The organism is Nioella nitratireducens (assembly GCF_001879715.1).
In the GTDB taxonomy this organism is placed as follows: domain Bacteria; phylum Pseudomonadota; class Alphaproteobacteria; order Rhodobacterales; family Rhodobacteraceae; genus Nioella; species Nioella nitratireducens.
In genome coordinates, this window is record NZ_MNBW01000012.1 from 80327 (window position 1) to 97835 (window position 17509).

The window sequence follows — 17509 nt, forward strand, 5'->3', positions numbered from 1 at the left end:
TATCTGTCATCCTTGGCATAGCCCGAAAGCGATTGGGGCGGAAGGGCCGCGACCGGCTCATATTGCCGTGTCAGGGCATCCGGACCATATAGAGGGCGTTTCGCCTTGCGAGGACCGCCATGACCGACGCCCCCATCTTGCCCCGTATCGACGCCGCCATCCTGCGCGACCGGCAGCACCCCGACCGTCCCAAGATGCTGCGTGACATTCGCCGGGCTGCGACAGAGACCGGGTTCATGACGCTGACCAACACGGTAATATCGAGCGAAGATATTCTTTCACTAACAGAAACCTACCGGGCGTTCTTCACGTTGCCCGCTGCCGCGAAGTCCACCATCGACATGGCGCGAACCGGGGCCAACCGCGGCTGGGGCGCGCCGCGATCAGAGCAGGTCGATCCGGCGTCGAACCCCGACTACAAAGAGGTCTTCGATTGCGGTTTTGAATTGCCAGAGGATGACCCCGACGCGCGGCTGGCGGTCTATGCCCCCAACCTGTGGCCAGACCAACCCGAAAGGTTTCGCGAGACGGTTCAGGCCTATTACGCCAAGGCCGGAGAAGTGGCCCTGATGCTGCTTGGCGCGGTGGCCGAGGCGATCGGCGAGCCCGGCGATTTTTTCGACAGCCGATTTTCCAAGCCCATGGCGCTGTTGCGCGGTAACTATTACCCCGCGCGGCCCGATTGGGCAGGGGACAAGGATTTCGGTATCGCCGCGCATACGGATTACGGCTGTCTGACGCTGCTTGCGACCGACGGCGCGCCGGGGCTGGAGGTGCAACTGCGCGACGGGTCGTGGCTGGCGGTGCAGGTTCCGGTCGGCGATTTCGTGATCAATTTCGGCGAGATGCTGGAGATGTGGACCGGTGGCCGGGTGGTGGCGACGCCGCATCGGGTCAAGGGAACTGCCGGTGAAAGGATCTCGATCCCTCTGTTCTTCAATCCGAATTTCGATACCAACGTGGCTCCCATCGGGTCGGGACAGACGATCACGGCAGGCGATCACCTGACGCGCCGGTTCAATGAAACCTATCTGCACCTGAAAACCGGTTAAAGCTGCGTCAGCGCCCTGCGCGCCCAGTCACAAGCAAGGTCGGGGTCGTCGAGGGCCGCATCGGGCATTGACCAATAGGGCATGGCGCCGCTTTTGCCGTTGTCGCGCCTATAGACCCATTGGGTGCAGCCCTCGGCTTCCAACGCGTCGATGACCTCTCCCGCACCCTTCAGCAGTAACGCCCCGTCGCTTCGCAGGATCGCAAAGATCGTGCCCTCGTGATACAGGCACAGGCCCCCCATCATCCGCCGTGTCGATATCTCTCCCAGCCCCGAGAACAGCTCGACCGCAAAGTCGATGTCCCCGGCTGACAGGCTCATTGCGTGCTGCGGTCTGCTTGCAGCTCGTCCACATCCTTGAACTTGATCGACTCGCCGCAGCCGCAGGCATCGGCCACGTTCGGATTTCGGAACTTGAAGCCCGCCTCCAACAGCGACACTTCGTAGTCGATCTCGGTGCCGAAAAGGAACATCTGCGCCATCGGCGCGATCATTACCCGCGCGCCGTCCTGTTCAACGACCTCGTCGAGCGGGTCGATTTCGGACACATAGTCCATCGTGTATTCCATACCCGCGCAGCCGCCCTTCTTGACGCCGATGCGTAGCCCCTGAGAGCCGCCGGACGCCATCAGCCTGGCAATCTGGCGGGCGGCGTTGGGGGTGATGGTCACGGCTTGCTTGCCGGGAATACCGAACATGGGATGCGTCCTTTTCCTGCTGACCCGGAAGGTAAGACAGGCGCGGGGCGATCTCAAGGCATGTCGATCAGGTTCCGCAGGGCAACGGTGCCGAATGAGACCAGCAGCGCCCACCCGATGGACGCGAGCGTGCCGATAATCACATATTCGGCCATCCGCCTGTTTTCATTGGCGGTGCCGACCCGCAGAAAGGATTTCGCCGCCATCAAGAGGCCAACCCCTGCCGTCTGGCCAGAGAGCACCAGCAGAAAGGTCAGCCCGCGTTCCAGCAGACCGATCATGGCGCCACCGTTTTCCAGCCCGTCCTCTTCCTGCAAGGCCCCCAGGTAGGGGGCCATCAGCAGGCCCACGACAAATTGCCCGGTGCGGGTGGCAAGGACGATTCCCGCGACCAGCACCATGCCCTGCACCAGCAGTGGCAGCAAATCGGGGCCGAGGCGCGGCCAGAGCCCATCGGATAAGGCCGTGGGCCAAATCGCGGCAATGGCCAGCAGGCTTGCCAGATGCAGCACCTGGTCGGCCACAAAGGCGCGCAGCCCCGGAACCGCCAGCCGGGCCTTGCCAGCGTCGATCGCCAGATGCAGCCCGGTGGTCAGCGCCACCGCCCAAGGCGCGCCGCCAAGGGCCAGGGCCGTCAGCCCCGCCACCACCGCGCCATGCGCCGCAAGGCCGCCAAAGCGCAGCTTGTTGGCGACCATCCATTTGTTCTGAAACAGGAAATCGGCCAGGACATGGGCGCAGGTCAGGGCAATCAGGGTCTCTGTCACGGGGCAGCCCCGGCCTGTTCCCAAGCCTCAACCGCCCGCCGCAGGCTTTGCGCGCCCGCGCCCTTGAGCCGCGCATGGACGGCCTGTGTCGAGATATGGAGGGTTTCGGCAATGGATTTGAGCGTCGGCGCTGTTGGCGACAGGAAATAGGCTGCGGCCTCGGCCTGTTCCACGGTCCAGCGCGTCACCCGGTCTTCCACAAGCGCCAGCACGGCGTGATGCAAGGGGGTGACACCCTTTCCGACAATGGCGAAAACCTGCGCCTTGTCCATGTTATCCAAGGCCCGCCCCGAGGCCACAAGGGCCGGTCCTGACGCGTCGGACAGGTCGTCCCCGGTCACCGGGTCAAGCGGCCCCAATCCGATGGCGATACGAGAGATCGGACCGTCCTCGTCTTGGCGCAGGACGGCGTGCACACAGATCAGCGCGCGCAACGCCCATGCAGGGCGGTCAACAACGAATTGCCAGCCGTCACCGCGAAACCGCGTGAAATGGCCGGCGTTGTTGCCGGGCCAGCCAGTGGTGATGGCCGCCATGCTGCTGATGCGCCCTATAGCCTTGTTTGTCAGGCTGGCCCCGGCAGCGGTCGACTGCACGAGATCGCCGGTCAACACGGCTATTTGGGAGCGTTCATCCGTCATTCATCAAGTCATATAACTTGATTTCCAAAAAATCAAGTCTTTAAGCTTGATTTTCTACATGAATCCGAGTTCCAGCCGGGCCTCGTCCGACATCATTTCCATTCCCCAAGGCGGGTCCCAGGTGATTTCGACATTCACACTCTTCACCCCGTCCAGAGGCCCGACCGCATCGGCCAGCCATCCGGGCATTTCGCCCGCGACCGGACATCCGGGTGCGGTCAGGGTCATGGTGATCTCGACCTCGTTCTCAGTGCTGATCTCGACCGTGTAAACCAATCCCAGATCATAAATATTCACTGGAATTTCAGGGTCATAGACCGTGCGGCATGCCTCGATCACCGAGTCGTATAGCGGGTGGTCGGTGGTGGACGGTTTGATGAGCGGGGCGCCCTCTAGCTGCTCTTGCATCTCGTGCCTTCCGGCTGGGTAAACCTATTGTTGAGAAAAGATATAAGGAAAGCATGGCCCGAGGTCCAGAGGGGGGCGAAAAACGGTGTTGCCGCCCGTGCACCCCCTGTGCACCCCCTGTGCACCCCTCGTACAGACGCGGCGCGGGTTCCGAATTCCCGGCCCCCCTTCTTCTTGGCAAAAATACTCCGGGGGAGTCGCCGGAAGGCGACGGGGGCAGCGCCCCCACCCGCGGCCCGGTCACGGGCCGCGCCGGTCGGCGCGCGAAAGCGCGTCGATCCCTTAGCTGCTCTTGCGCTTGCGGGCAGGGGTCGGGCGCACTTTTTTTTCGATCGCGTCGAACAGGTGGGCGGCGATGTTCTTGCCGGTGGCCTTTTCGATTCCCTCGAAGCCGGGCGAGCTGTTGACCTCCAGCACTTTCGGTCCGTCCGCCCCGCGCAGCAGGTCGACCCCGGCCAGCCCCAGCCCAAAGACCTTGGCCGCGCGCAGCGCCGCCTCGCGTTCTTCGCGGGTGATGCGGACCGCCGCGGCGGTGCCGCCCTGGTGCAGGTTCGAGCGGAAATCATCCCCCGCCGCGCTGCGTTTCATCGCGGCCACCACCTTGCCGTCGATCACGAGGCAGCGAATATCCTCGCCCGCCGCTTCCTTGACGAAATCCTGCACCAGGAAATTGGCCTTCAGCCCGCGAAAGGCGTCGATCACCGATTGCGCGGCCTTCTTGGTTTCGGCCAGCACCACGCCTTTGCCTTGGGTACTTTCCAACAGTTTCACGATCAGCGGGGCGGTGCCGACAAGGCCGATCAGGTTGCCGGTATCCTTCGGCGAGGCCGCGAAGGCGGTGCGCGGCATCCCGATCTTGTGGCGCGCCAGCAATTGATGGGCGTGCAGCTTGTCGCGGCTGGCGGTGATGCCGACGCTGCCATTCACGCAATGGGTGCCGAGCGTTTCGAACTGGCGCAGCACCGCGGTGCCATAGGCGGTGACCGAGGCACCGATGCGCGGGATCACGGCGTCGTAGCGGGGCAGGCGGGCGCCGTCATAATGCACTTCGGGGGCCAGCGCGTTGATCGCCATGTAGCAGCGGGTGGTGTCGATCACCTCGATGGAATGGCCGCGCTCTTCGCCCTCGTCCACCAGCCGCCGGGTAGAATAGTTGTTTTCGCGGCTCATGACGGCGATGCGCAACGCGCGTTTCGGCGCGGCCTGCTTGACCACCGCCGAATGGTAAACGTCATAGGACAGGTCAGGCTGGCAAAAGCTTTCGGACGGGCTGATGACCCAATCCGGCTGCACCGCCTGTCGGCCCAGCAACATGCGATAGGCCATGGTGGTGCGATCGGTGAGTGTCACCTCGACCGGCACGCGGGTGTCGCCCATGGCCAGGTCGGTCTCGATCACGTAGCGCCACTCGGTTTCGCCATTGGACGAGGTCACCTCGCGCCGGTCCTTGATCGCGGCGGAACAGGCGATGGTGATGTCGGTGCGCCCCGGCACGGGGTGGACCGCGAACCGCACCTTTGGGCGGCTGACAGGGCCGAAGGTTTCGATGTCGAAGGCATGAAGCGCCGAGGTTTTCGCCCCGGTATCCACCTTAACCTTGATCGCAGGCAGGCCAAGACCCGGCAACGCGACCCATTCTTCCCACCCCAGGCGAACCGTCTCGTTCGTGGCGTCCATGTCGTGACCTCCCTTGGCTTTTCCAGTGAATCGCCTATGACAGGCGCTTGTCCAAAGCAATGGGTGAGCAGATGACAGAGCGCTTTGACTTTTCCGTGACAGCGACCAGCGGCAAGGCCCGCCGGGGGGTGATTACCACCCCGCGCGGAAAGATCCGGACGCCTGCCTTCATGCCCGTCGGCACGGCGGCGACCGTGAAGGCGATGATGCCCGCAAGCGTTGCGGCGACGGGCGCCGACATCCTGCTGGGAAACACCTATCACCTGATGCTGCGGCCCACGGCAGAGCGGATCGACCGGCTTGGCGGGCTGCACAAGTTCATGAGCTGGGACAAGCCGATCCTGACGGATTCCGGCGGTTTCCAGGTGATGAGCCTCGCCGATCTGCGCAAGCTGACCGAAGAGGGCGTCAGTTTCCGCAGCCATGTGGACGGCTCACGCCACATGCTGACGCCGGAACGCTCGATGGAGATCCAGAAGCTGCTCGGCTCGGACATCGTGATGTGTTTCGACGAATGCCCGGCGCTGCCCGCGGATCGGGCCCGCATCGCCCGGTCCATGCGCCTGTCGATGAGATGGGCCGCGCGGTCCCGCGAGGCTTTCGGCGACCGTCCGGGCCACGCGCTGTTCGGCATTCAGCAGGGCGGGCTGGAACACGACCTGCGCGAGGAAAGCGCCGAGGCGCTCAAGGCGATCGGCTTTGACGGCTATGCCGTGGGCGGTCTGGCCGTGGGTGAGGGGCAAGAGGCGATGTTCGGCTGTCTGGACACGGCGCCCGACATGCTGCCGGTGGACAAGCCGCGCTACCTGATGGGGGTGGGCAAGCCGGACGATATCGTCGGCGCGGTCAAGCGCGGGATCGACATGATGGACTGTGTGCTGCCGTCCCGGTCGGGCCGGACGGGCCAGGCCTTTACCCGGCGTGGCGTGGTCAATATCAAGAATGCCCGCCATCAGGACGACCCGCGCCCACTGGATGAGGCCTGCACCTGTCCCGCCTGCACGGGCTATAGCAGGGCCTATCTGCACCATGTGTTCCGGGCCAGGGAAATCATCAGCTCGATGTTGCTGACCTGGCATAACCTGCATTACTTTCAAGAGCTTATGCAAGGGATGCGCGACGCGATCGAGGCCGATGATTTCGCCGGGTTCGAGGCGGATTTTCATGCCGCGCGGGCCGAGGGCGATATCGAGCCGCTTTGATCAGCCCAGGACCGAGATCCAGGACCAATCCTTGCGGCGTTCCAATCCCCCTGACCCTGTGTGCTGCCCTGTGCGCTGACCCTGTGCGCTGACGACTGCGCCCCGAAAACACTGTGTTTATTGCGTGCCGCTTGGTGCTTGCGCCGGTCGCGTGGTAGCAACGGGGGGTGACAGCACTGGGAATGGGGGCCGTGGTGTCGAAATATACTGCTCAAGCCGGGTTTTCTTCCCGCAGCGACTGGCTGCTGCCGGGGCTGTCGATCCTGCTTGCAGGGCTGCTATACCTGCTGACATGGCCGCAGAATTTCACCGAAGCTGAGGACGCGGTGTATTACGTCGATCGCGTCGCGGGGGCGGTGCCGCAATGGCACCCCAACCACCTGTTCTACGAGCCGCTGATGCTGGCCCTGACCCGGATCGCGCAAGGCACGGGGCTGCCGGTGTCGGCGCTTGGGGTGATGCAACTGGCCAGCCTCGCCGCCGCGCTGTGGACGTTGGCGCTGGTGTGGCGGGTCGCGCGGCTGGCCGGGGGCGGCTTGTGGGCCATGTCGGCCTCGGTCTGGCTGCTGGCGGGGTGCTTTGCCTTTTGGCTCTACGCGATGATGCCCGACACTTACCTGCTGCCCTTGCCCTTCGTGCTGGCCAGTGTGGTGGCGCTCTGGCAGGCGGGCTGGCGGCATGGGGGCGCGCAAGCGGCGGTCTATGCGGCGCTGCTGGCGGGGCTGGCGACGCTTTTGCATCAAAGCCATGTGTTTCTGGCCCCGCTGGCGCTGGCGATCCTGCTGGCGCGGCGGCACTGGGGTGGGGCGTTGGCCTATCTGGCGGTTTTCGGCGGGCTGGTGGGGGCCGGGTATCTCTGGGCCGGGTGGCTGTTGCTTGGCCATCACAGCCTGCCCGAATTGATCACATGGGCCAAGGGCTATGCCGCCGACGGGCTGTGGACGCCGCTGTCGGTTCTGGCGCCGGTCAAGGCGTTGATCGGTCTGGGCACCGCGATCTGGTCGAGCCTGTTCCTGTTCGCCATCCCCGAGGCGACGGCCCGGATCGAGACGGTGTTTCCGGGGCGGATGCTGCTGGAGGAGGCCCATTTCGCCGCGACCGGGCTGGCCGCGGGGCCGCTGGCGCTCGGGGTTTTGACGGCGGTCAGCGTGCTGTCCATTCTGGGGCTATTGTTTTTGGCCCTCGGATCCGGCGCGGGCCGGGTGCGCCTGCCGGGTATGCGGGGCCTTCTGGCGTGGCATGGGCTGGTCTATGCGCTGGTCGTTACGATCTGGGAGCCGACGAACAAGGAATTCTGGATCGCCGTCCTGCCGTTCCTTGCGCTGTCGCTGGTGCTGCATCTGGATGACAGCCGCCCGGTGGTGCGCCGGGCCATGGTGGTTGCGGTGGTCACGCTGTGGCTGGCCAATGGCCTGGGCGCGATGCTGGGCATGGCACGGGCCGAGAGCGATTATTGGCGGGTCATGCAGGCCGACCTGCTGGACCAGGTGGGTGCGGGCGACGTGGTGGTCGATACGTGCGGGTATATCTGCACCGGCTACCTGCTGGCGTTTTCGCCTGCCGAATTGCTGCCCGCCGAGGCGGTTTCCGAGGCGGCCGAGACCGGCCCCGGTCGCATCATCGTGACCGGGCGGGCCCGCGCGGCGCTGGACGACGCCCCCGTTGCGGGGTGGTCCGAGATCTCTGCCGGGTTGCAAGCGCTGCCCCATCATGCGGCATTGCCACTCTACGAGATGTCACGTTAACGCATCCGTCATATTCCGTTCACTTTCGGCCCCATCGCCGCTTGCCCCCACCGGCGTGCAAGTGCAGACTGCCGCAAACCCAAGCGGAGGTGGCGCAGGTTGAAATCGGGCCATGGGTGCCCCAATTAACCTTATCCCACCCGGAGAGGGCCAAAGGGTTGCCGCCATGCGGGATCCGCGCCCTCTTGCCAAGAACAAGGAAGGCGACATGCCAGAGCATACCACCACCTATCCTGTCCTCCCCCTGCGCGACGTTGTCGTGTTTCCGCACATGATCGTGCCGCTCTTCGTGGGCCGCGAAAAATCTGTGCGCGCGCTGGAAGAGGTGATGCAGGATGACAGGCAAATCCTGTTGTCGAGCCAGATTGACCCGGCCGAGGACGATCCCGACACCGATGGCATCTACCGCACCGGCGTTCTTGCCAACGTGTTGCAATTGCTGAAACTTCCCGACGGCACCGTGAAGGTGCTGGTCGAAGGCAAATCGCGCGTGGCGATCACAGGCTTTCTGGAGAACCCCGAATTTTTCGAGGCCAGCGCCGAGGATATCGAGGAAATCGAGGGCGATGCGGACGCGATCAAGGCGCTGCTCGTCTCGGTCGCCGAAGAGTTCGAGCGCTATGCCAAGGTGCGCAAGAACATCCCCGAAGAGGCACTGACCAGTGTCGCGGAATCCAATGAGCCCGAGAAACTGGCCGACCTTGTCGCCGGTCATCTGGGCATCGACGTCGCGCAAAAGCAGGAGCTTTTGGAAACTCTGGACGTGTCCGAGCGGCTGGAAAAGGTCTATGGTCTGATGCAGGGCGAAATGAGCGTCCTGAAGGTCGAGAAGAAGATCAAGACCCGCGTGAAATCGCAGATGGAGCGGACGCAGCGCGAATATTACCTGAATGAGCAAATGAAGGCCATTCAGCGTGAACTTGGCGACGGCGAAGAGGGCGCCAACGAGGTGGCCGAGCTGGAAGAGCGCATCGCCGCGACAAAGCTGTCCAAGGAAGCGCGCGAAAAGGCCGATGCCGAGGTCAAGAAACTCAAGTCGATGAGCCCGATGAGCGCCGAGGCCACCGTCGTGCGCAACTATCTCGACTGGATGCTGTCGATCCCGTGGGGCACCAAGTCGCGCGTGAAAAAGGATCTGGGCCGCGCCGAGACGATCCTTGATGACGACCATTACGGTTTGGAAAAGGTCAAGGAACGCATCGTCGAATACCTCGCGGTGCAGCAGCGCTCGAAAAAGCTGAAGGGGCCGATCATGTGCCTCGTCGGCCCGCCGGGCGTGGGCAAAACCTCGCTTGGCAAATCCGTGGCCCGCGCCACGGGGCGCGAATTCATCCGCATTTCGCTTGGCGGTGTGCGCGATGAATCCGAAATCCGCGGCCACCGTCGGACCTATATCGGGTCCATGCCGGGCAAGATCATCCAGGCGCTGAAAAAGGCGAAGACCACGAACCCGCTGATCCTGCTCGATGAAATCGACAAGATGGGGCAGGATTTCCGGGGCGATCCCGCGTCTGCGATGCTGGAGGTGCTGGACCCGGAACAGAACTCGACCTTTGTCGACCACTATCTTGAGGTGGAATACGATCTGTCGAACGTGATGTTCCTGACCACGTCCAACAGCTACAACATGCCGGGGCCGCTGCTGGACCGGATGGAGATCATCCCGCTGGCGGGCTACACCGAGGACGAAAAGCGCGAGATCGCCAAGCAGCACCTGCTGCCCAAGCAGATCAAGAACCACGGCCTGAAGGCGAAGGAGTTTTCGCTGACGGACGAGGCGTTGACCGACATCATCCGCTATTACACCCGCGAGGCGGGGGTGCGGAACCTTGAACGCGAGATCGCCAAGATCTGCCGCAAGGCGCTGACCAAGATCCTGCGAAAGGACACCGAGACCGTGACGGTGACGCCCGAAACGCTGGAGGATTTCCTTGGCGTCAAACGGTTCCGCTTCGGTCTGGCCGAGAAGGATGACCAGATCGGCGTGGTGACCGGGCTGGCATGGACCAGCGTCGGGGGCGACCTGCTGTCGATCGAGGCGCTGCGCCTGCCGGGCAAGGGCCGGATGAAGACCACCGGAAAGCTTGGCGACGTGATGAAAGAGTCGATTGATGCGGCGTCCAGCTTCGTGCGCTCGATCGCGCCCGAGATCGGGGTCAAGCCGCCGAAATTCGACAAAATCGACATCCACGTCCACGTCCCCGAAGGGGCGACCCCCAAGGATGGGCCAAGTGCCGGCGTAGCGATGGTGACCTCCATCGTCTCGGTCCTGACGCAAATCCCGGTTCGCAAGGATATCGCCATGACCGGCGAAGTCACGCTGCGTGGACACGTTCTGCCGATCGGTGGGTTGAAGGAGAAACTGCTCGCGGCGCTACGCGGTGGCATCAAGACGGTGCTGATCCCGGACGAGAACGAGAAGGATCTGCCGGAAATCCCCGACAATGTGAAGGAAGGGTTGGAGATCATCCCGGTGGCGCATGTGCGCGACGTGCTGAAACACGCGCTGGTGCGCACGCCCGAGGCGATCGAATGGGATGAAGAAGCGGAAGAGGCCGCCGCCGCCGCCGCGGCCAAGGCCGCCGCCCCCGGGGCCGGTGCCACGGCGCACTGAACGCGGCACTGATCCGATCCAACAGAAAGAGGCCGCGGGGGTTTCCCTCGCGGCCTTTTCAGTCGTGATGGTCAGATGCCGTCACGGATCGGCCAGCCAGACCGTGGTGGATGAAAAGGCTGGTTACGCCGGGGCGTACCCGCCATGGCCGGTCGAGACGAACAGCAGGAAGATCATCGTCAGGATCGGCACCAGAATCGATCCGTCCGCGGCACTGGCAGAGGCGTCCTGCGACACGATTTCGGGTGACATGGTCGCCGTGTTTTCTTGCGCGAAGGTGGCGGTTCCGACTGCCATGGCCAGAACCAAGGCCGCGCCCGTTAGTGTGCGTTTCATAAGACTCCCCCTTTTTTGAGCCGCTGCTTGCCCCCAGTGGCAGGAATTTCAGCGGATTTGTACGATTAGGCAGTCTTTCCCAAACCGTTTTCCGTTGCAAGCCGGTGTGTCAATGCGGCGCCCGGTTGGCCCGGTTTGGGCCGCAATTTCGCCGGGTCCGCTGCATCTGACGCTCATTTGCAACGGAAAATTGCCAGAAGCCTCGGGCAATACTTGATTCGTGGTCGATTCGGGGCATGCTGCTCTGCATTGGTCTAACGCGCCCTTTGCTGGGGATTATTGAACATGTTGACACGCCGCCAGTTCGCTGGCGGGGCCGGGGCGGTTGTTGTCTCGACGACCCTGCCAGGTTCCGTTTGGGCGCAGGCCCAGGCCACCAGCGCGTTTGCCATACCCGAGGGGGTGGCGCGGGGTGGCCCGACTACGATCACCCGCGTGCCGACGGATCAGCCCCTGCTGGCGATGACGTTCGACGACGGCCCGCATGAAACCCTGACCCCGCAATTGCTGGATCTGCTGCGCGCCCGTGGCCTTAGGGCGACGTTTTACCTGATCGGACGCCGCGTGGCGCGCTATCCGGCCTTGGCCCGGCGGATCGCCGAGGAAGGCCACGAGATCGGCAACCACACCTGGAACCATCCGCGGCTGACCTCGCTGGGGAATACCTCTTTGCTGGCCGAGCTGGACCGCACCACCCAGATCATTGCCGAGGCGACCGGGCGTCCGCCCGTCACCATGCGGCCGCCCTATGGGCTGTTGTCGCCGCGCCAGCGTGGGCTGATCTACGAGACGCGGCGGTTTCCGACCGTGCTGTGGTCTGTCGATCCCGAGGATTGGCGGCGGCCGGGTAGCGCGGCGGTGGCGCGCCGCATCGTGAGCCATGCCAATAGCGGTGCCGTGATCCTGTCGCATGACATCATCGGCGGCACGGTGCGCGCGATGCCAGCCACGCTCGACGGGTTGACGGCACAGGGCTATCGCTTCGTCACCGTGTCCGAACTGATCGGCTGGCCCCGGTGGACCGGACGGCATTTGCAGCTGAGCGCGGCCCTCGGGCAAGGGAACTGAGCGCGGCTGCCCGCGATCCTTGACGTGGCCCCTGCGCGGCGTGTTTCCTGACCGCAGACTATCGAGCAGGAGAATCCAAATGCCGAGCGATTCCAGCGACTCCGAAAACGTCCTCTCCGCAGAGGTCGTCAACGATACCGACCTCAATCTCAGCGATGTGCCGCGACAGGAGGGCGAAGAGGCGCCGCCGTTCCGGATGAAAGACCTGCTCGACGCGGTTGGCGCCGAAAGCGAGCTGAAACGCTCGGACCTGCGCGACACGGCGGTCGACTTGGGCGAGGCCATTGCGGGTGCCCTGCGCGATGGCCGCACGGTGATCTTGCCGGGTCTGGGGAAAATCACCCCGCGCAAGCGCGAAGAAAAGCCTTCGGGCGTCATGGTGACCGCCAGGATCAAGCTGCCGGACGTGACCGAAAACGACGAGGCCGACGGGGATGATTTTCCCTGATCTGCCCCCTTGCGCCGCCGCCGCGCCGAGTCTAAAAGCCTGCTCCACAGAGGGTGATTAGCTCAGTGGTAGAGCGCTTCGTTCACATCGAAGATGTCAGGAGTTCGAATCTCTTATCACCCACCATTTTCCTTGCAAAAGGCGCTGCGTGACCCGTGGCGCCTTTTGCCGTTCAAGGGGCAGGAGGGGGTGGTTCCCCCGGCCGAGGAGAGATGCCAATGACCGATGTCCTGCCTGACCTGCCCGACATCTGGGTTCTGCGCCACGGGGAAACCGAGTGGAACGCGGCGGGCCGGATGCAGGGACGGCTCGACTCGCCGCTGACGGTCACCGGTCTGGCGCAGGCCGAAGCACAGGGTCGCATTCTGGCGCGGGAATTGCCGCACGATGGGGTGCGTGTGCTGTCCAGCCCGGCCCCGAGGGCCCTGCGCACGGCGCGGCTGGCGCTGGACGGGCGGAAGATTGCCTGCGACGCCCGGCTGGAAGAGATCGACCTTGGCCGCTGGCAGGGTCGCACTATTGACGATCTCAGGGCCGAAAATGCCGAGGTGCGGGCCGCCACCGACCCGCATTTGTGGAAATTCGCCGCCCCCGGCGGCGAAACGCTGGGGCAGATGGCGGACCGGGTGCAGTCGCTGTTGCTGGAGCTTGAGGGGCCGACCGTGTTGGTCACCCATGGGGTCACCTCCCGCCTGTTGCGCTGTATCGCGCTTGGGATGGCGATCACTGATTTGGCGGCGGTGCCGGGCGGGCAGGGGATTGTGCACCATATCCGCAACGGCCGGGCCCGCCTGCTGCGCCCCTGACCGAATTGAGTGGGCTGCGCCCACGCTCGATGCGTTGGACGGTCGCTGGCGGCTCAGTGCTTTTCGGCCCGCAGATAGCTGCGCATGCCGTAGAGCAGGGGCGAGCCGTCATGGGCGACGTGGACCTCTTCCACCGCGCCGATGCAGATATGGTGGGTGCCGAGTTTTTCAGCCGAGACCAGCCGACAGTCGAAACTGACCAGAGCCGAGGTCAGGCGGGGGGCCCCGGTCGCGCCGGGGACGAAGGGGGCCGCCGCGAACTTGTCTCCGTCCGGGGCGGGGGCACGGCCCGAAAAGACATCGGACACAAGCTGTTGATCATTTGCCAAAACATTGATGCAAAAGCATTTGTTTTCCAGAAGCGGCGCCAGCGCCGAGGCGGATTCATTCAGGCAGACCAGCATCGTCGGCGCCTCGCCATCGGCGGAGATCGAGGTCATCGCGCTGACGGTCACGCCCGCGCGACCGGCGGGCCCATCGGTTGTCACGACGCTGACCGAGGCGGCGGCGCGGCTCATCCCTTCGATGAATTCCTGTCGCAGCGTTTGCTCTGGCATCGGGCGGCTCCTGTCCGGGCGGGTGTCTTGGTAATGTAGGGTGGGCGGGCGCGATGCAAGGCAGAGTTGCCATTTCCCGCGCAACAGGGTTTGCATGGGGCACGGACGTGACAGGGAAAGGGGCCGGGCATGGCGCTGGAAGACGCGAAAAAGGATGTGGACGGGGCGTTCACGCGGGCGGACCTTAAGGGGCGCAGCGCTGAGAACACCTTTGGCGGGGCAATCAGTTTCCTGCGTCGGCGGTTCACCAAGACCTTGACCGGGGTGGATGTGGCGGTGACCGGCGTGCCGTTCGACCAGTCGGTGACAAACCGGCCCGGAACGCGCTTTGGCCCGCGTGCGATCCGCGAGGCGAGCGCGTTGCAGGTCTACGATCCGCCCTATGGCTGGGACGGCTATGACCCGATGAGCGCGCTGGCGATTGCCGATTATGGCGATCTGGCCTTCGACTATGCCAATCCCGGCGGCTTTCCAGCGGTGCTGGAGGCCCATGCGGACGGGATATTGGGGCAAGGCGCGGCGCTGATCACCCTTGGCGGGGATCATTCGATCACGTTGCCGCTGCTGCGCGCGCATGTCAAACGGCACGGACCCGTGGCGTTGCTGCAATTCGACGCCCATACCGACACATGGCCCGACGACGACCCGGCGCGGGTGGATCACGGCACCTTCGCCTACAAGGCGGTGAAGGAAGGGCTGATCGACGTGGCGCATTCCGTGCATGTGGGCATCCGCACGGTGGTGGAGGACAATCTGGGCATCGAGATCCTCGATGCGCGCCGCGTTCACGAACTGGGGCCGCAGGCGATTGCCGCGCGGGTGAAAGAGATCGTGGGCGACGCGCCGGTCTACCTGAGTTTCGACATTGACTGTCTGGACCCAAGCTATGCCCCCGGCACCGGCACGCCGGTCTGGGGCGGGTTGAGCACGGCGCAGGCGGCGATCATCCTGCGCGACATTGCCGGGATCACCCTGATCGGCGGCGATGTGGTCGAGGTCTCTCCCCCCTTCGATTCCGGGCAGATCACTGCCGTGGCGGGTGCGCATGTGGCGATGGAGCTGTTGTGCCTGTGGGGGTGGACGCGGCGGTGACTGTCACACAACTGTCATGATCATGACGCTGGCAAGAATCGCGGAACCGGCGTATGGCCATTCCACTCAAACCCCGTTCGTGACACAGCGATGACACGCAAGCAAAAGCCCAAGGACGAAAAGCAAATCGCGCGGGAAATCTCCTATGCGCATTCAGCCCGAACCAAAAGCGGTCGGGCGATGATCCGGGTGATGGAAAACACCACCGGTCGGATCAAGCTGATCCGCCGCGCGCGCGGCTATGATGACGAGGTGCGCTCGGGCCGGGATTTCTGGGAAGTGATCGTCGAACGCTATGGTTTGTCGCTGGAGGTGACGGGCGGTAGCCTGGACAATATCCCGGTGGACGGGCCGCTGATCGCCATCGCCAACCATCCCTACGGCATTCTCGATGGGTTGATGCTGGGCCATATCCTGTCGATCACGCGGGGCGATTTCCGCATTCTTGCCCATCAGGTCTTTCGCAAGTCCGAGGATCTGGACAAGGTCATCCTGCCGATTTCCTTCGATGAAACGAAAGAGGCGGTCGCGCTGAACATCCAGACCCGCAAGTCGGCGCTGCGCTACTTGTCCGAGGGCGGCGCGATCGGGATCTTTCCCGGCGGCACCGTGGCCACGGCCAACAAGCCCTTCGGGCGGCCGATGGACCCCTATTGGCGCGGCTTCACGGCGCGGATGATCACCAAGTCGGACGCGGTCGTGGTGCCGATCTTTTTCGAGGGGCACACCAGCCGCCTGTTCCAACTGGCCAGCCATTTGCACACGACCCTGCGCATGGGGCTGTTGATCAAGGAATTTCGCAAGCGGGTGAACACGCCGGTCAAGGTGGTGATCGGCCCCCCCATTGCGCGGGCAGAGCTGGACCGCTTTGCCGGGGACACGCGGGCGATGATGGACTTCCTGCGCCAATCCACCTACCAATTGTCCCCAACCCCCATCAACCCGTCCGAGATCGGGTTCGAATTCGAGGATAAACACAAGCGAGATGGCCGTCGGGATATTTGATAGCGGTTTGGGCGGGTTGACGGTGCTGGATGCCGTTGCCAAGCGCCTGCCGGAGGTGCCCTTTGTCTATTACGGCGACAATGCCCATGCGCCCTATGGCGTGCGGAATGCCGATGATGTCTATGATCTGACCACCAAGGGCGTGCAGCGGCTGTTCGATGCGGGCTGCGATCTGGTGATCCTGGCCTGCAACACCGCCTCGGCGGCGGCTCTGCGCCGGATGCAGGAGGCTTGGGTGCCCGAGGGAAAGCGCGTGCTTGGCGTCTTCGTGCCGCTGATCGAGGCGTTGACCGAACGGCAATGGGGCGACAATTCCCCGCCGCGCGAAGTGGCGGTGAAACATGTGGCGCTGTTCGCCACGCCCGCCACCGTCAGCAGCCGCGCGTTTCAGCGTGAACTGGCGTTTCGCGCCATCGGCGTGGATGTCGAGGCGCAGCCCTGTGGCGGCGTGGTCGATGCGATCGAGCAAGGCGACATGATCTTGGCCGAAGCACTGGTGCGCAGCCATGTCGAGGCGTTGCAACGGCGGATGCCCACACCAGAGGCCGCGATCCTTGGCTGCACCCACTATCCGCTGATGCAGGAGGTGTTCCAGGACGCGCTCGGCCCCGATGTGGCGGTCTACAGCCAAGCCAACCTGGTGGCCGAGAGCCTTGCGGATTACCTTGAGCGGCATCCCGACAAGCTGGGGCCGGGGACGGAACCGGGATTTCTGACCACGGGCGATCCGGCACGGGTGTCGAACAAGGCGACGCAATTCCTGCGCCGCAAGATCGAGTTCCGGACCGCCTGAGGCAACCTGTCCTTGCGGATGCTCTCGACCTTTGCGGCGGGAATGCCCATCTAGGACGCAGTCTGGCGAATTTGAGGAGGCGGGCCCCATGCGCGGGTTGAAGAAGAAACGCAGAATCCAGGTGATTTTGGTCGCAGTCGCGGCCTTGGCGATTTCCGTCGGGCTGATCGGCTATGGCATGCGCGATGGCATCAATTTCTTCCGCACGCCATCGGAAGTGGCGGTGACGCCGCCGCCGCCGACCGAGGTGTTCCGCATCGGTGGGCTGGTGCTGGACGGCAGCCTTGTGCGCGATGCAGGCACCGAACTGCATTTCGTTGTGACAGACGGCGGGGCCGATATCCCGGTGCGGTATGTCGGCTCGGATGCGCCGCCCGACCTGTTCGACGAAGGCACGGGAACGGTGGCGACCGGCAGCTTGCAAGACGGGGTCTTCATTGCCACGGAACTTTTGGCCCGCCATGACGAAACCTATATGCCCGCCGAGGTGATCGACGCGCTGGAACAACAGGGCGTGTATCGCTCGCCGACGCCCGAGAGCTGAGCAGCGCGGAAATCCCGGGAACGGAGTTTTCACCGCGTCTGCCGCAGATGGTCCCCT

19 protein-coding genes and 1 tRNA gene are annotated in these 17509 nt (G+C 64.1%); 12 read left to right on the forward strand and 8 right to left on the reverse strand.

Annotation, left to right across the window (positions count from 1 at the left end; all coding sequences use genetic code 11):
- Positions 1-119: 119 nt before the first annotated feature.
- Positions 120-1052: an isopenicillin N synthase family dioxygenase gene (locus BKY27_RS13335; protein WP_146636247.1), complete on the forward strand. Its 933-nt coding sequence runs from the start codon at positions 120-122 to the stop codon at positions 1050-1052.
- On the opposite strand, the gene BKY27_RS13340 is transcribed toward BKY27_RS13335, so the two are convergent.
- The 6 genes from BKY27_RS13340 to rimK form a co-directional block, all read right to left on the reverse strand.
- Entirely contained in the window at positions 1049-1372 is a 324-nt protein-coding gene (locus BKY27_RS13340; RefSeq protein WP_071674992.1) for a TfoX/Sxy family protein, read from the reverse strand. The genes BKY27_RS13335 and BKY27_RS13340 overlap by 4 nt on opposite strands.
- Complete coding sequence (locus BKY27_RS13345; RefSeq protein ID WP_071674993.1) at positions 1369-1749, reverse strand: HesB/IscA family protein; 381 nt, start codon at positions 1747-1749, stop codon at positions 1369-1371. Before BKY27_RS13345 ends, BKY27_RS13340 begins: the two co-directional genes overlap by 4 nt.
- A gap of 53 nt (positions 1750-1802) precedes the next feature.
- Positions 1803-2516 (reverse strand): DUF3307 domain-containing protein, encoded by a 714-nt coding sequence (locus tag BKY27_RS13350; protein WP_071674994.1) that lies wholly within the window; start codon positions 2514-2516, stop codon positions 1803-1805.
- Positions 2513-3157 (reverse strand): hypothetical protein, encoded by a 645-nt coding sequence (locus BKY27_RS13355; protein WP_071674995.1) that lies wholly within the window; start codon positions 3155-3157, stop codon positions 2513-2515. Before BKY27_RS13355 ends, BKY27_RS13350 begins: the two co-directional genes overlap by 4 nt.
- Before the next feature lie 54 nt (positions 3158-3211).
- A complete protein-coding gene (locus tag BKY27_RS13360; RefSeq protein WP_071674996.1) occupies positions 3212-3565 on the reverse strand; it encodes an SUF system Fe-S cluster assembly protein in 354 nt (117 codons plus the stop codon).
- A gap of 282 nt (positions 3566-3847) precedes the next feature.
- Positions 3848-5242 (reverse strand): 30S ribosomal protein S6--L-glutamate ligase, encoded by a 1395-nt coding sequence (gene rimK / locus BKY27_RS13365; RefSeq protein ID WP_071674997.1) that lies wholly within the window; start codon positions 5240-5242, stop codon positions 3848-3850.
- 71 nt (positions 5243-5313) lie between these two features.
- Here rimK and tgt point away from each other — a divergent pair, with 71 nt between their 5' ends.
- The 3 genes from tgt to lon all read left to right on the forward strand — a co-directional run bounded on the left by tgt (position 5314) and on the right by lon (position 10803).
- Positions 5314-6444, forward strand: coding sequence for a tRNA guanosine(34) transglycosylase Tgt (gene tgt, locus BKY27_RS13370; protein WP_071675051.1), 1131 nt, complete (start codon positions 5314-5316; stop codon positions 6442-6444).
- Positions 6445-6611: 167 nt separating this feature from the next.
- Complete coding sequence (locus BKY27_RS13375) at positions 6612-8189, forward strand: hypothetical protein (RefSeq protein ID WP_146636248.1); 1578 nt, start codon at positions 6612-6614, stop codon at positions 8187-8189.
- Between the two features lie 208 nt (positions 8190-8397).
- A complete protein-coding gene (gene lon, locus BKY27_RS13380; protein ID WP_071675052.1) occupies positions 8398-10803 on the forward strand; it encodes an endopeptidase La in 2406 nt (801 codons plus the stop codon).
- 123 nt (positions 10804-10926) lie between these two features.
- Here the strand turns inward: lon and BKY27_RS13385 are convergent, their stop codons facing one another.
- Positions 10927-11139, reverse strand: coding sequence for a hypothetical protein (locus BKY27_RS13385; RefSeq protein ID WP_071674999.1), 213 nt, complete (start codon positions 11137-11139; stop codon positions 10927-10929).
- 285 nt (positions 11140-11424) lie between these two features.
- On the opposite strand from BKY27_RS13385, the gene BKY27_RS13390 reads away from it, so the two are divergent.
- The 4 genes from BKY27_RS13390 to BKY27_RS13405 all read left to right on the forward strand — a co-directional run bounded on the left by BKY27_RS13390 (position 11425) and on the right by BKY27_RS13405 (position 13461).
- Positions 11425-12207, forward strand: coding sequence for a polysaccharide deacetylase family protein (locus BKY27_RS13390; RefSeq protein ID WP_071675000.1), 783 nt, complete (start codon positions 11425-11427; stop codon positions 12205-12207).
- Between the two features lie 79 nt (positions 12208-12286).
- Entirely contained in the window at positions 12287-12655 is a 369-nt protein-coding gene (locus BKY27_RS13395) for an HU family DNA-binding protein (protein WP_071675001.1), read from the forward strand.
- A gap of 51 nt (positions 12656-12706) precedes the next feature.
- Positions 12707-12781 (forward strand) — tRNA-Val (locus BKY27_RS13400).
- Between the two features lie 92 nt (positions 12782-12873).
- Positions 12874-13461, forward strand: coding sequence for a histidine phosphatase family protein (locus BKY27_RS13405; RefSeq protein WP_071675002.1), 588 nt, complete (start codon positions 12874-12876; stop codon positions 13459-13461).
- Positions 13462-13514: 53 nt separating this feature from the next.
- Here BKY27_RS13405 and BKY27_RS13410 read toward each other — a convergent pair whose 3' ends face one another.
- On the reverse strand, positions 13515-14018 hold the full coding sequence (locus BKY27_RS13410; RefSeq protein WP_071675003.1) for a flavin reductase family protein: 504 nt from the start codon (positions 14016-14018) through the stop codon (positions 13515-13517).
- Between the two features lie 129 nt (positions 14019-14147).
- On the opposite strand from BKY27_RS13410, the gene speB reads away from it, so the two are divergent.
- The 4 genes from speB to ccmE all read left to right on the forward strand — a co-directional run bounded on the left by speB (position 14148) and on the right by ccmE (position 17452).
- Complete coding sequence (gene speB, locus BKY27_RS13415) at positions 14148-15110, forward strand: agmatinase (protein WP_071675004.1); 963 nt, start codon at positions 14148-14150, stop codon at positions 15108-15110.
- A gap of 90 nt (positions 15111-15200) precedes the next feature.
- Positions 15201-16115 (forward strand): lysophospholipid acyltransferase family protein, encoded by a 915-nt coding sequence (locus tag BKY27_RS13420; RefSeq protein WP_071675005.1) that lies wholly within the window; start codon positions 15201-15203, stop codon positions 16113-16115.
- Entirely contained in the window at positions 16096-16908 is an 813-nt protein-coding gene (locus BKY27_RS13425) for a glutamate racemase (protein ID WP_071675006.1), read from the forward strand. Before BKY27_RS13420 ends, BKY27_RS13425 begins: the two co-directional genes overlap by 20 nt.
- Before the next feature lie 88 nt (positions 16909-16996).
- The gene (ccmE, locus tag BKY27_RS13430; protein ID WP_071675007.1) at positions 16997-17452 is read left to right on the forward strand and encodes a cytochrome c maturation protein CcmE; all 456 of its coding nucleotides are present in this window, start codon (positions 16997-16999) and stop codon (positions 17450-17452) included.
- Positions 17453-17509: the final 57 nt, after the last annotated feature.

Excerpts from the sequence above, each read along its gene's own strand:
- BKY27_RS13335 (WP_146636247.1), top strand. The coding sequence starts at position 120 with ATGACCGACGCCCCCATCTTGCCCCGTATCGACGCCGCCATCCTGCGC.
- BKY27_RS13425 (WP_071675006.1), top strand. The coding sequence starts at position 16,096 with ATGGCCGTCGGGATATTTGATAGCGGTTTGGGCGGGTTGACGGTGCTG.
- BKY27_RS13395 (WP_071675001.1), top strand. The coding sequence starts at position 12,287 with ATGCCGAGCGATTCCAGCGACTCCGAAAACGTCCTCTCCGCAGAGGTC.
- ccmE (WP_071675007.1), top strand. The coding sequence starts at position 16,997 with ATGCGCGGGTTGAAGAAGAAACGCAGAATCCAGGTGATTTTGGTCGCA.
- BKY27_RS13385 (WP_071674999.1), bottom strand. The coding sequence starts at position 11,139 with ATGAAACGCACACTAACGGGCGCGGCCTTGGTTCTGGCCATGGCAGTC.
- BKY27_RS13345 (WP_071674993.1), bottom strand. The coding sequence starts at position 1,749 with ATGTTCGGTATTCCCGGCAAGCAAGCCGTGACCATCACCCCCAACGCC.
- rimK (WP_071674997.1), bottom strand. The coding sequence starts at position 5,242 with ATGGACGCCACGAACGAGACGGTTCGCCTGGGGTGGGAAGAATGGGTC.
- BKY27_RS13360 (WP_071674996.1), bottom strand. The coding sequence starts at position 3,565 with ATGCAAGAGCAGCTAGAGGGCGCCCCGCTCATCAAACCGTCCACCACC.
- lon (WP_071675052.1), top strand. The coding sequence starts at position 8,398 with ATGCCAGAGCATACCACCACCTATCCTGTCCTCCCCCTGCGCGACGTT.
- tgt (WP_071675051.1), top strand. The coding sequence starts at position 5,314 with ATGACAGAGCGCTTTGACTTTTCCGTGACAGCGACCAGCGGCAAGGCC.
- speB (WP_071675004.1), top strand. The coding sequence starts at position 14,148 with ATGGCGCTGGAAGACGCGAAAAAGGATGTGGACGGGGCGTTCACGCGG.
- BKY27_RS13340 (WP_071674992.1), bottom strand. The coding sequence starts at position 1,372 with ATGAGCCTGTCAGCCGGGGACATCGACTTTGCGGTCGAGCTGTTCTCG.
- BKY27_RS13410 (WP_071675003.1), bottom strand. The coding sequence starts at position 14,018 with ATGCCAGAGCAAACGCTGCGACAGGAATTCATCGAAGGGATGAGCCGC.
- BKY27_RS13420 (WP_071675005.1), top strand. The coding sequence starts at position 15,201 with ATGACACGCAAGCAAAAGCCCAAGGACGAAAAGCAAATCGCGCGGGAA.
- BKY27_RS13405 (WP_071675002.1), top strand. The coding sequence starts at position 12,874 with ATGACCGATGTCCTGCCTGACCTGCCCGACATCTGGGTTCTGCGCCAC.
- BKY27_RS13390 (WP_071675000.1), top strand. The coding sequence starts at position 11,425 with ATGTTGACACGCCGCCAGTTCGCTGGCGGGGCCGGGGCGGTTGTTGTC.
- BKY27_RS13355 (WP_071674995.1), bottom strand. The coding sequence starts at position 3,157 with ATGACGGATGAACGCTCCCAAATAGCCGTGTTGACCGGCGATCTCGTG.